Source organism: Actinocorallia lasiicapitis (genome assembly GCF_054778695.1).
This window is the reverse complement of record NZ_BAAGZI010000155.1, coordinates 1-12,525: the sequence shown is the minus strand read 5'-3', so window position 1 is coordinate 12,525 and position 12,525 is coordinate 1. Positions and strand designations below refer to the sequence as shown.

The following is a 12,525-nucleotide window of genomic DNA, read 5'->3' as shown; positions in this document are numbered from 1 at the left end:
CGGCGTGGTCGATGCGCAGCGGGGCGCGGCCCTCGCCGTACGCCTGGACGGCGGCGCCGCGGGCCATGGGCGTGGCGCCGGCGAAGGGCGAGGTGCCGGACGCGAACACCTCGTGGATGACGATGCCCAGAGCCCAGATGTCGGCGCTCGGCCTGATCTGCACGCCCCGCGCGCCCAGCGACGCCCTCCAGCGTTCCGGCGGCAGGTAGTCGAGGGTGCCGAGGGGCGGCGCGTAGCCGTGGGTGCCGGTCAGCTCGGTGGCGAGACCGAAGTCGGAGAGCTTCACCGAGCCGTCCCGGCAGAGCAGGACGTTCTCGGGTTTGAGGTCGGCGTGCACCCAGCCCGAGCGGTGGAGATGGGCGAGTCCTTCGCAGATGCCCTCGATCAGCCGGCCGCGGTCCGTGTCGTCCGCCCCGGCGTCGAGGAGTTCGCGCAGGCTGCGCGCGGCCCGTTCCATCACCAGGACGATCGCGCCGTCCAGCGACGGCCGGTCCGGCGCGCTGAGCACGAACGACTCGAGGAGGCCGATCAGACGCGGATGCCCCGTCCTGCGGCCGAGTTCGACCTCGCGGTGCGCGGACTCCACGATCCGGCGCGCCTGGCGGGGCGCGAGACCCGCGACCGGCATGACCTTGAGCGCGACCTCGGCGGAGTCCGGCGCGACGGCCGGGCGGGCGGCGTAGACCGTGGACCAGCCGCCGACCCCGATCAGTTCGCTGATCACCCACTCCCCCGCGCGGTAGCCGCTCGGCAGGAGGTCAGGGGGCTCTCCGGTGGCGCCGCCCGGGACGGGCCGCGGCCTCATCGCGCCGGCGGCGGCAGCAGCGCGAGATGCTCCTCCCGCACGAGCCCGAAGCGGAGCGCGAGCTCGACGACCTCCTCCCGCTTGCCGTTGCGGCGGTCGCCCTTGCCGGGATCGTGCGCGTCCGGGGGGCCGATGCGCAGCTTCTGCTCGGCGAGGTAGTCGATGTGGGAGCTGATCGCCCGCGCCGTCAGGATCCCGGCGGTGTGCCGGTGGAGCCGCTCCGCGATCTGGGGCGTGGTGGGGACCGCGACCCATGACTGGTCGCGCAGCCGCGGCTCGCACAGGGCGACCAGGACGAGGAAGTAGGTGGCGGTCTCGTCGAGGGAGTACGCCATGATGGTGCGGCTCCCCCACGGCACGCCCATGGCGTCGGGGTCCAGGTAGACGTGGTCGGGCGCGAACACCTGGAAGGTGGCGGGCGCCGGGCTGCGGGTGGGCAGCACCACGCGCGAGAACTCGAAGGGGATGGGGGCGCCGACCCTGCGCGGCTGCACCCGCAGGTACTCGCCCGCGCCCTCCGGGTTCTCCACCAGATAGCTGTGGCTGGTGCTGTGGTTCGTCAGCTGCCAGTGGTCGTCGGTCACCCGGATCTCGCCCGCGAGCCGGGACACCGCGTCGTCGGCCAGCCGGAGTTCGACGGGGGTCGTGGGAGAGCCGCGCCCGAACCGGGCGACCTCGCCGGAGCCCAGCCGCAACGTCACCGGGCCACCGCCGTCGGCGCCGTTCCCGTTCGGCAGATGGACGACCACGCCGCTCACCGCTCACCCCGGTTCCACATGTCCTGAAACATCGGACGACCGGCACGATACTAGCCCTCGGAGGGGTGAAACGGTGGGCCCAGTTCCGGGCCGCCGGGGGCTTCGACCGGCGGCCCGGAACGGGCGTGTCACGTGAGCGGGGGGCCCGCGGTGGTGTTGACCCAGACCCAGGTGGACCAGGACGTGAAGCCCGTCTGCCACTTGTGGTACACGCCGGCGCTGCTGGCGCCGAAGACCTCGATCCGGCCGTCGGCGTTGGTCGCGGCGGTGATCTCCGTGCCGCCGGTGCCGAAGGAGTCCCACTGGCCGTACGGGGCGTTCACCCCGGTCTGCCAGAGATGCTGGGCCACGGTCCCGTTGATCGCGAACACCTCGACCCGGCCGTCGGGTGAGCGTTCACTGGTGAGCTGGGAGTTGGCCGGGCCGCCCGTCTCCTCCCAGCCCGACCAGCTCGTCGGGCTCGTCTGGTAGCGGTGGAAGACCCCGATGGGGCCGGAGGCGAAGACTTCGAGGCGTCCGTCCTTGTTGTGGTCCACCGTCAGGTCGTGGCCGCCGGTCCCGAAGTTCTCCCAGGCCGACCAGCCGCCACTCACGGCCGTCTGGTACTGGTGCTGGAAGACGTCTCCGTTGAGGGCGAAGACCTCGAGCCGGCCGTCAGGGGATTTCTCCATCTCCAGCCGGCTGTTGGCCGGACCGCCGCCCGCCGACGCCCAGGCGGCCCAGCCGCTGTTGGGGGCCGTCTGGTAGCGGTGGAAGATCCCGACGGGACCGGACGCGAACACTTCCAGCCGGCCGTCGCCGTTCGCGCCGACGGCGATGTCCTTGCCGCCGGTGCCGAAGTTCTCCCAGCCCGACCAGCCGCTCGACGGGGCGAGCTGGTAGCGGTGCTCGAAGACGCTGCCGTTGATCGCGAACAGTTCCAGCCGGCCGTCCGCGTTCGCGCCGATCGCCAGCTCCGCGCCGCCGGGGCCGCCGAGGTTCTCCCACGCGGACCAGCCGCCGTTCACGCTCGTCTGCCACGCGTGATGCACGCCGCTTGCCCCGGCCGCGAACAGTTCGAGACGGCCGTCCGCGCCGCGCGCCGACACCACACGTCCCGACTCGGCCGGGTAGGCCAGCGGTCCCGGGCCCGTCCCGGGATTGCCGAGCCGGGCCACCGCGGCGCGCGCCTCGTTCAGGTGCTGCCGGTGCGCGCCGGAGTTGTAGGTGGACCACGGCTGCCAGTTCCTGCCGCCGGAGGAGATCGTGAAGGCGGCGTTGGCGTTGCACTGGGCGTTGTAGGCGCAGGCGTCGCTGACCTCGGGGTGCCAGTAGTCGTTGATCTGCCACAGGCCGCGGTCCCTCGACGGCGGCGTGTTGTTCTGGACGTTGGTCGCCGCGGGGTTGCAGCCGGACTCCGTGAGCGCGACGGCGACGGCGGTCACCAGGCCGTCGCCGCGGAAGCCCGCGGTGTGGCCGGTCTGGGCGCACAGGTCGCTCGCGGCGGCGTGGGCCGGTGAGGCGCCGACGACGGCGCCCGCCACGAGCAGGAGCGTCGTCGCGAGAATGCCGGTGAGGGTCCGCATGGTCAGGCCTTGCGGAGACGGCCGATGATGCCGTCGAGGTCGCGGCGCATCATGTCGTGGCGCAGGAAGTGGCCGCCGGGCAGTTCGTGCCCTTCGTGCGGGATGCCCGCGCCGGCCAGGAGGGAGCGGAATTCGCGCTGACCGGCCAGCACCTGGGTCTCGTGGACGTAGTCGAACCAGTTGACCGGGTCGGGGCTGGTGCCCGAGACGAGGAACACCCGCTTGTTGCGGTAGCTCTCGATGCGCTGCACCGGGTTGTCGGCGCTCACCCTGGCCTCGTTCCAGAAGGGCACGCCGTAGACCGTCCCGCCGCCCAGGTCGAGGGCGCCGGAGGTGGCGTTGGCCCAGTGGGTGACCAGTCCCGCGTCACGGCGCAGGCTGGCGGGGCCCGAGTGGGCGCTGACCGACGCGAAGTGGCCGTAGTACTTGGCGGCGTATTTCAGCGCGCCGAAGCCGCCCATCGAGAACCCGGCCACCGCCCGGCCGTTGTACTCGGCGTAGGTGCGGAAGTTGGCCTCGACCCAGGGCAGCAGCTGGGCGATGTGGAAGGTCTCCCAGTTGCGCGGGCCGACGTTCGAGCTGACGGGGTTGGAGTACCAGCCCGCCTGGCCGCCGTCGGGCATGACCACGATGATGCGCTTGCCCGCGGTCCAGGCGCGGATGCCCTCGCGGTCGAAGGTGATGAAGTCCTGGCCGGGGCCGCCGCCGTGGAAGAGGTAGAGGACCGGGTAGGTGCGGCCGCTCCAGTGGTAGTCGTCCGGGAGGAGCACGTTGACGGCCGGGTTCCAGCCGATCTCGGCGGTCTGGAACCGGTAGTACCGCATCCGGGGGTCGCCCTCGTTGCGGTCCACGATCCGCAGGCCGAACCCGTCCCCGACGGCCGCGGCGGGCGTGGCGGCGGCCAGGACTCCCCCGGCGCCCATGGCCAGCGCGGCGGACAGGCCGCCGGCGGTTTTCAGAATGTTCCTGCGGGTGGGGTGCTGTGCGCTCAACATGACCTCCTGGGCCGGGGAGCCGACAAGGGTGTCCTGGCGCGGCGCGGACACCGTCGACAACGTAGGCGCTCAGGGCCGTCCCGAACATCCGGAACGCTCCGGAGTGACATTCGCGGCGTTCCGGCACTTCCCTGGACCCCGCGTCATGGTGCAGCATCGCGATGTCTCGGCCGTCGTCGTGCGTGGCCGTGTTCCGGACGCAGACCTGTACCACGAGGGAAGGACGGCTCGATGGCGCTGAGGAGACGTGGCGGAAGGCTGCCGTGGGCGGCCGCCGCCACGGTGGCGGTGCTGGGCGCGTCGGCGGCGATCGGGTCGGCGACCGCCGAGGCGGGGCCGGGCAAGCCGACGATCCGCTACACCGAGTACGGCATCCCGCACATCATCGCCCGGGACTGGGAGGGTCTGGGCACGGGCTACGGGTACGCGGCGGCCAAGGACAACATCTGCACGCTGGCCGACACCTATCTGATGGTCAACGCCCAGCGGTCCCGCTATCTGGGGCCGACCGGGAAGGCGAGCCCCGGGCAGAGCCAGAACAGCACCACCAACCTGAACAGCGACCTGTACTTCCAGCGGATCAATGACGACCGTGTGGTGGAACGGCAGCTCGACCTGCCCGCCCCCCACGGCCCGGAGCCCGACGTCAAGAACACCATCCGCGGGTTCGTGCAGGGCTACAACCGGTACCTGGCCGAGACGGGCGGCGCCGCCGGCATCACCGACCCGGCCTGCCGGGGCGCGGCCTGGGTGCGGCCGATCACGGAACTGGACGTCTACCGGCACGCGCACGCCGAGATCATCATGGGCAGTGCCGACCCGCTCCTGGACGGTCAGGTGAACGCCCAGCCCCTCCTCGGGACGCCCGCCTCCGCCGCGAAGAGCCCGGACGCGACGACGACCGCGAAGAAGATCCGCGACGCGATGGCGGTGAGCCGTCAGCAGAGCATGGGCAGCAACGCGCTGGCGGTCGGCGCGCAGGGCGTGTCCGGCGGCACCAGCATGATGCTGGCCAACCCGCACTTCCCGTGGCAGGGCAAGAACCGCATGTGGCAGAGCCATCTGACGATCCCCGGCAAGGTCAACGTCTCCGGAGCGGGGCTGCTCGGGCTGCCCGCCGTGAACATCGGGCACAACGACGACGTCGCCTGGAGCCACACGGTCGCCACCGTCGCCCCGTTCGGGCTGTTCGACGTGCAGGTCGACCCGCTGCACCCGACCCGCTACCTGGTCGACGGCGTCTGGCAGAACATGAAGTCGCAGCAGGTCGCGGTCGACGTGCTGAACGCCGACGGCTCCCTCGGCAAGGTCACCAGGACCCTGTGGTCGACCCGCTACGGCCCGATCACCACGTCGATGCAGGGCGTCCCGCTGCCGTGGGTGGTCAGCGCGCACGCGGTGCGCGACGTGAACCTGGGCAACCTGCGGGCGCTGAACACCTGGCTCCGGCTCGACCAGGCCAAGGACGTCAACGACGTCGTGAACACGCTGGAGACCACGCAGGGCGTCCCGTTCTTCAACACCGTCGCCGCCGACCGGAAGGGCAAGGCACTCTACGCCGACATCCAGGCCGTCCCGAACGTCACCGACGCGCACGCCGAAGCGTGCCTCACCCTGACAGGCAGGCTGCTGTTCGACCGGCTGGTGCGGCTGCCGAACGTGCCGCCGATCTCCATCCTCGACGGCAAGCGCAGCGCATGCGACTGGCCGGACGACCCGAACGCGGTCGCCCCCGGCCTGCTGGACCCGCGCAAGCAGCCCCGGCTGATCCGGTCCGACTTCGCCGGCAACGCCAACGACAGCGCCTGGCTGGCCAATCCGGCGCAGCCGCTGACCTTCCCGCGCGTGATGGGCGACACCAAGACGCCCAGGTCGCTGCGCACCCAGGAGCTCATCCTGACCGCGCAGAACCGGATCAACGGAACGGACGGCCTGCCGGGCAAGGGCTTCACCCCGCAGACCCTGGCGAAACTGCTGTTCGCCGACAACAGCCGGGCCGCCGACCTGGCTCTCGACACGACCGTGACGATGTGCCGGCGCCAGCCGTTCGGCCACATCCTGGTCGACGCCAAGCTGGTCGACGTGAGTGCGGCGTGCCCGATCCTGGCCGCCTGGAAGGACCACGACTACTCCCTCGACAGCCGGGGCTCGTGGCTGTTCGCGAACTACTGGTCCTTCCTGCTCGGCGGGCAGGGTGTCGAGAAACTGCCGTGGAAGGTGCGCTTCGACCCCGCCGACCCGGTGCACACGCCGCGTTCCCTGGACTCCGGCAGCTCCGCCGTCCGCGACGCCCTAGGCCGCGCGGTTCTCGCCCTGCGCAACGCCGGGATACCGCTGGACGCTCCGCTGTCGGACGTCCAGAGGTCCGTCCGCGGCACCGAGCGCATCCCGATCCACGGCGCGCCCGGCGAACTGGGCGTGCTCAACGTGATCAACCTGAGGCAGCTCGACGGCAGGCCCGACATCACCTTCGGCTCCAGCTTCATCCAGCAGGTGCGCTTCACCGCCGACGGCCCGCCCGAGGCCCTTTCCGTCCTGACCTACTCCCAGTCGGCGGACCCCACTTCACCCCATTACGCCGATCAGACCCGGCTCTTCTCCGCCGGCCGCTGGGTCACCGAACGCTTCACCGAATCCCAGATCGCCGCCTCCCCCGCCCTGGAGATCAAAGTCCTGGACTGACGGCCCGACCCCCCACCCCAAAAGCGTGACGTTTCGGATAAGCGAGACATTTCGGATGGGGTGGGGGCCTTGGGCGGGGGTGCGCGGGGTGGCGTACTGGAGGGACGCATCAGGTGGCGGTGCGGCCCCGGGACCCGGACCGGTGGTGCGGGCCGCGCCGGGAACGGGAGCGGTTCATGGAGCGGTTCGACACCATTGTCAGCGGCGGGATCGTGGTCGACGGGCTGCGCAATCCGCGGTACCAGGCCGATGTGGGGATCAGGGACGGCCGGATCGCGGCGATCGGCCGGCTCGGCGACGCCGAGGCGGGACGGCGGCTGGACGCGACCGGGCACATCGTGGCCCCCGGCTTCATCGACCTGCACACCCACTACGACGCCCAGCTCTTCTGGGACCCGTACTGCACGATCTCCGGTCTGCACGGGGTGACGACCGTCGTCATCGGGAACTGCGGGTTCGGGTTCGCGCCGGTCCGCCCGGAGATGCGGGCGTGGGCGATGCAGGCGCTCAGCCGGAACGAGCAGATCCCGATGGAGGCCATGCAGCTCGCGCTGCCGTGGACCTGGGAGGGGTTCCCCGGTTTCCTCGACGTCCTCGACACCATCCCCAAAGGGGTGAACGTCCTGCCGTACGTGCCGGCCTCGCCGCTGCTCGTCTACGTCATGGGCGAGGACGCGGCCTACGGTAGGCATGCCACACCGGCGGAGAACGCCGCCATGGCGCGTCTCCTCGACGAGGCCCTCGCGGCCGGCGCCTGCGGCTGGTCGGCGCAGCGGCTCCCGCCCGAGACGCCGTTCAGCGCCCAGCGCGACCACAAGACCCGCGCCTTCCCGTCCGACACGATGAGCGACGAGACCGCCGCCGCCCTCGTCGAGGCGATGGCCCGCCGTGACGCCGGATTCATCCAGATGGCCCTGATCACCGCGGACCCGCTGGCCGACCGGCGCCATCTCCAGGACCTGGCCAGGACGGGCGGACGGCCGATCCTCTGGAACGCCCTCATGGCCGACGGCGCCAACCCCGACGCGATCCGGGACCAGCTCGCGTGGTTCGACCGCTGCCGCGAGGAGGGCCTGCCGCTCTACGCGCAGGGCTTCACGACCGACCCCAGCATGATCTTCTCGCTGGACATCTGGAACATGTGGGACGCCCATCCCGCGTGGCGCACTTCGCTCGTCGGCACGATCGAGGAGCGGATCGTCCGGCTGTCCGATCCCGAAGTGCGGCGGGCGCTGCGCGCGGACAAGCCGATGCTGTTCCCGCTGGACCATGTGGTGCTCCGCCGGACCTCCCTGCCCGACCAGGAGAAGAACGTCGGACGTCCGCTGCCGGAGATCGCCGCCGAGGCCGGCCTCGACCCGGTCGACGCGCTCCTCGACATCTCGCTGGCCGAGAACCTGGCGACCGTCTGGCAGGTCCCGCTCACCCAGATCGACGAGGACCTGCAGCGCGAGCTCGTCACCCACCCGTTCGTGCTGCCGGGCGTCTCCGACGGCGGCGCCCATATGAAGATGATCACCTCGGGCTGCTATCCGACCGAGCATCTGGCCACCTATGTCCGCGACCGCGGCTGGGTGACGCTCGAGGACATGCACTGGAAGCTGTCGGCGCTGCCCGCGTTCGTCGCCGGGGTCAAGGACCGCGGGACCATCGCCGTCGGAGCGCCCGCCGACCTGGTCGTCTACGACCTGGAACGGCTCGAGCTGCTGCCCGAGGAGGTCGTCCACGATCTGCCGGGCGGGGAGTGGCGGCGCGTCCGCCGCGCCGACGGCTACCGCTACACGCTCGTCAACGGCGCGGTCACCGTCCACGACGGCGCCGTCACCGGCACCACCTCCGGCCGGCTCCTGCGGCACGGCCGCGCCGACGCCTGAACCGGGCCGCCGCCCGAACCGGAAGGACGACCATGCCACAGACGATCATGCTCGACATCCCCGTCGCGCCCCGTGTCAGCCCCGACCTCGAACGCTGCCGCCGTCACCACCTGCGGTGGCTGACCGACAAGGGCCTGCTCCGCAGTGACGCGGCCGCCGCCGAGTACATGTCCTGGGACATCACCGGCTCGATGGGCCGCAGCTACCCCGACGCCGTGGGCGCCGAACTCGACCTGGTCACCGACACCATCGGGATGCTGTTCCTGTTCGACGACCAGTTCTACCACCCCGACCCCGGCCCCTCCGGCCGCGCGCCGGCCGTCGTGGACGAGCTCATCGCCGTCTTCGACCGCCCGCTGTTCGCCCCGCCCCGCCTGGTCAACCCGCTGACGGTCGGCTGGAGCGAGCTGTGGGGCCGCATCAGCGTCGGCACGTCCCCCGCGTGGCGGGCCAGGAACAGCCGGAACTGGGCGGCCCACTTCCGGGCCTGCCAGGCCGAGGAGGCCCACCGCAGAGCCGGGCTGATCATGGACGTCGAGCGGTACATCGCCTTCCGGCGCGACGCCGTCGGGATGCGCCCGTCCATCGACCTGATCGAGCGGGTCGGGCACTACGAGATCCCTGCGCGGATCGAGGCCCATCCGCTGGTCCAGGAGTTGCGGGACGCCTGCGTCGACGCCACGTCGCTCGCCAACGACCTGCACTCGGTCGAACGCGAGCAGTCCCGTCAGGACCCGCACAACCTCGTCCTCGCCCTCGAACACGAGCACGGCTGCACCCGCGAGGAGGCGATCGGGCGGGGCGTCGAGATGGTCAACCGGCGGGTCCGGGACTTCCTGCGGCTCCGCGACGAACTGCCGGCGCTGGCGGCGGCGGAGGGCCTCAACGCCTCCGGCACCCGTGATCTGCTGCGCTTCGCCGACGGCATGGCCGACTGGTTCCGCGGCAACTACGACTGGGGCAACGAGAGCCCCCGTTACGCGCCCGCGCTCCCTGCCCTGCCGGAGGACGGCTCCGGCTTCCTGGAAGACCTCATCGGCGTCGCCGGCTGAACGGCCAAGGAGAACCATGAAGCTACAGCAGTCGGACGGCCCCGCGACCGAGACCGTGACGCCCCGCCGCTGGGAGCGCGCCGTGGTGATCGGCGCGGGGATCTCCGGGCTGGCCGCCGCCGCGGCCCTCTCCCGGTCGTTCGCCTCCGTCGTCGTCGTGGAACGCGACCGGCTCCCCCAGGGAGAGGAGCCGCGGCCGGGGGTGCCGCAGGCGCGCCACCCGCACGGGCTGTTCATCCGCGGCGGCATGGAACTGGAGAAACTGCTGCCCGGCCTCCGCGAGGAGCTGCGGCGCGACGGCGCGCCGACCTTCGACCTCGGCGAGCAGATGGATCTGCGGGTGAAGGGCCGCACCCCGCCGCGCCTCACCCTCGGACTCCAGTTGCAGACCTTCAGCCGGAACTTCCTGGAGTGGCGGGTCCGCCGGCGGGTGGCGGAGCTGCCGCAGGTCGAGTTCCGGGCCGGCGTCACGGTGACCGGGCTGCGGTACGACGCCGCGGCCCGGCGGGTGACGGGGGTCGAAGGCCAGGTGAAGGACGACCGGACGGCACGGGTGCTGATCGACGCCGACCTGGTCGTCGACGCCTCGGGCCGGACCTCCAAGCTCCCGCAGTGGCTGGACCGGTGCGGCTACGCCGTGCCGGAACCCGTCGTCTCCGACCCGGGGATGGAGTACGTCTCCTGCGTCTACTCCTCGGGCGAGCGGCTCACCGAGAGCTGCCAGTTCACCTACGAGGTCGGCGGCACCCGGGGGGCCGCCGCCCTCGCCGTCGAGCGCGGACGGATGATGATGATCCTCATCGGGACGGTCAACGACCCGCCGCCGACCGACTACCCCGGCTTCGTCGCCTGGACCCGCGGGCTCACCAACCCGATCTTCACCGAGCTGGCCGCGTCCGCCGAACCGGTCTCCGGGCTGCGGCGCTACGGCATGACCACCAACCGGCGTTTCAACTACCACCGGATGCGCCGCTGGCCGGAGCGGATCGTCGCGGTCGGTGACGCCGTCTGCGCCTTCAACCCCGTCTACGGGCAGGGCATGACCATGGGCGCGCTCGACGCCGTCGCGCTCGCCGACGCCCTGGAACGCCGCACCGGCGACCTCGACGGCTTCGCCCGGCCGTTCCAGCGCCGCCTCGCCCGCCTGGCCCTTCCGCCCTGGCTCATGGCGGTCAGCCAGGACTCCCTCTACCGCGACCCCAGCGTGCCCAGCCCGCTGTTCGGCCGGGTGGCGGGCCGCTACATGACGCGGATCTTCGTCCGGCTGCCCGACGACCCGGCCCTCTACCGGACCTTCCTGCGGGTCTTCCAGATGACGGCGTCGCCGACGATCCTCGCCACGCCCCGCAACCTCTACCGCTGCCTGCGCCGCCACCGTCCGGCGCAGCCCGGAATCGGCTGACCGGTCAGCCGAAGTGCGGGGTGCGGCCGGAGGACGCGACGAAGTTCAGGCCCTTGAGGATGAAGCCGGCGCTGCTGTGCGGCACGTCGTAGGGGATGGGGCGGGGGCCGACCTCGTCGGTGACGCAGGTGAAACCGCCGTCGGCCCGCTGCCGGGCGGCCAGGAACCCCAGGCCGCGCGTGAGGGAGGCGGCGGGCGCGGCGGGACCGGCGACACTGAGCGTGATCAGTGCGAAGGCGGTGCTGACCTCGTCGCTCACCGCCTCGGCGTCGTGCCCCCAGCCGCCGTCGCCGTTCTGGACGTCCAGCAGATGGCGCACCGCGCGGCCCGTGGCACGCCGCGCCGCGGGTTCGACGTCGGTGAGGCCCAGGCTCCGCGCCGTCCGGAGCGCCCGGACGGAACGGAAGATCGCGCTGGCGTGGCTCCTGCTCCAGGAGAGCTCGAACGTGCCGTCGGGACGCTGCCGGTCGGCGATGAAGCGGACCGCGCGCCGGACCGCGCCGGGGGCGGCCCCGGTGACGGCCAGCGAGACCGCCGCTTCGGCCGTCATGCACACCTCGGAGGCGTTGCCGCGCAGATAGGTCGGGAAGCCGCCGTCGTCGTTCTGCAGGTCGAGGTAGTAGCGACGGCCGCGTGCCACCGCTTCGGCGTGGCGGACGGGGTCGATCGCGTACAGCGCCTGCAGGCAGTAGGAGGAGTCCTCGGCGTCGGTCTGGCGGGCGTGCGGGGAGTAGGTCCAGCCGCCGTCCGGCTGCTGGAGCTCCGCGATCCGTGCGGCGAGCCGCGCCGCGACCGGCGACCGGCCGGGGTGCCCGGCCAGGCCCATCGCGGCCAGCGAGGTCGCGCCGACGCTCCAGTCGAGGATGAACGGGACGCCCTCGTCCGGGCCCCTGGTCGCCAGCACCGCCCGCAGTCCCGCGCGGACCGCGCCTTCGTGCTCCGGCCCTTGGGCGTGGAGCGCGAACAGCACGATGAGGCTGGACAGGATGTTGCCCTCCCAGATCGGCGTCCGCAGCACCTCCAGGAGGCTGGCGACGTCCTGCCGGGTGATCAGGTGCGGCCGGTCCAGCGCATGGCAGGCGATCACCTTCTGGGAGGTCCGCTCGATCCGCTTCCAGGTGTGCAGCCCGGTGAGATCGGCGGGCTCGGTCAGCGAGACCGGGAGGGTCAGTTCGGCCCCCAGCAGCCAGAAGACCACGTCGACCAGGTCCTTCTTGGGGGCGGCGGTGTGGTGGTCGAAGCCGCGCAGCAGCTCCTCGGCCCGCCACCTGCCGGCCGGCGCCTCGCTGCGCGCCAGCCGGGCCACGACCTGCTCCAGCGGGGTCAGCCCGGTGGCTCCGGCGAGGAAGCCGCGCATCGCGTCGGCCGACCTGACCGTCGCGCCCGGCGAGT

At 72.1% G+C, this 12,525-nt stretch carries 9 protein-coding genes; 4 read left to right on the top strand and 5 right to left on the bottom strand.

Features of this window, described 5'->3' with window-relative positions; all coding sequences use genetic code 11:
* From ACYVE7_RS18220 to ACYVE7_RS18205, 4 genes are all read right to left on the bottom strand, one after another.
* Positions 1 to 805 (bottom strand): protein kinase domain-containing protein (locus ACYVE7_RS18220; RefSeq protein ID WP_460365976.1); only part of this gene is annotated, 805 nt, incomplete at its 3' end.
* On the bottom strand, positions 802 to 1,563 hold the full coding sequence (locus ACYVE7_RS18215) for an FHA domain-containing protein (protein ID WP_460365974.1): 762 nt from the start codon (positions 1,561 to 1,563) through the stop codon (positions 802 to 804). The genes ACYVE7_RS18220 and ACYVE7_RS18215, both read right to left, overlap by 4 nt.
* Positions 1,564 to 1,691: 128 nt before the next feature.
* Complete coding sequence (locus ACYVE7_RS18210) at positions 1,692 to 3,128, bottom strand: hypothetical protein (protein ID WP_460365972.1); 1,437 nt, start codon at positions 3,126 to 3,128, stop codon at positions 1,692 to 1,694.
* Between the two features lie 2 nt (positions 3,129 to 3,130).
* A complete protein-coding gene (locus tag ACYVE7_RS18205) occupies positions 3,131 to 4,174 on the bottom strand; it encodes an alpha/beta hydrolase (RefSeq protein ID WP_460365970.1) in 1,044 nt (347 codons plus the stop codon).
* Positions 4,175 to 4,354: 180 nt separating this feature from the next.
* On the opposite strand from ACYVE7_RS18205, the gene ACYVE7_RS18200 reads away from it, so the two are divergent.
* From ACYVE7_RS18200 to ACYVE7_RS18185, 4 genes are all read left to right on the top strand, one after another.
* The gene (locus ACYVE7_RS18200; protein ID WP_460365968.1) at positions 4,355 to 6,805 is read left to right on the top strand and encodes a penicillin acylase family protein; all 2,451 of its coding nucleotides are present in this window, start codon (positions 4,355 to 4,357) and stop codon (positions 6,803 to 6,805) included.
* 113 nt (positions 6,806 to 6,918) lie between these two features.
* Entirely contained in the window at positions 6,919 to 8,679 is a 1,761-nt protein-coding gene (locus tag ACYVE7_RS18195) for an N-acyl-D-amino-acid deacylase family protein (protein WP_460365966.1), read from the top strand.
* A gap of 32 nt (positions 8,680 to 8,711) precedes the next feature.
* The gene (locus tag ACYVE7_RS18190; RefSeq protein ID WP_460365964.1) at positions 8,712 to 9,731 is read left to right on the top strand and encodes a terpene synthase family protein; all 1,020 of its coding nucleotides are present in this window, start codon (positions 8,712 to 8,714) and stop codon (positions 9,729 to 9,731) included.
* 16 nt (positions 9,732 to 9,747) lie between these two features.
* A complete protein-coding gene (locus ACYVE7_RS18185; protein ID WP_460365962.1) occupies positions 9,748 to 11,133 on the top strand; it encodes an FAD-dependent oxidoreductase in 1,386 nt (461 codons plus the stop codon).
* Between the two features lie 4 nt (positions 11,134 to 11,137).
* Here the strand turns inward: ACYVE7_RS18185 and ACYVE7_RS18180 are convergent.
* A partial coding sequence (locus tag ACYVE7_RS18180; protein WP_460365960.1) for a prenyltransferase/squalene oxidase repeat-containing protein occupies positions 11,138 to 12,525 on the bottom strand: 1,388 nt, incomplete at its 5' end.

Bases quoted from the DNA above. Each gene is read 5' to 3' on its own strand.
- ACYVE7_RS18200 (WP_460365968.1), top strand. From the start codon at position 4,355: ATGGCGCTGAGGAGACGTGGCGGAAGGCTGCCGTGGGCGGCCGCCGCC.
- ACYVE7_RS18185 (WP_460365962.1), top strand. From the start codon at position 9,748: ATGAAGCTACAGCAGTCGGACGGCCCCGCGACCGAGACCGTGACGCCC.
- ACYVE7_RS18210 (WP_460365972.1), bottom strand. From the start codon at position 3,128: ATGCGGACCCTCACCGGCATTCTCGCGACGACGCTCCTGCTCGTGGCG.
- ACYVE7_RS18190 (WP_460365964.1), top strand. From the start codon at position 8,712: ATGCCACAGACGATCATGCTCGACATCCCCGTCGCGCCCCGTGTCAGC.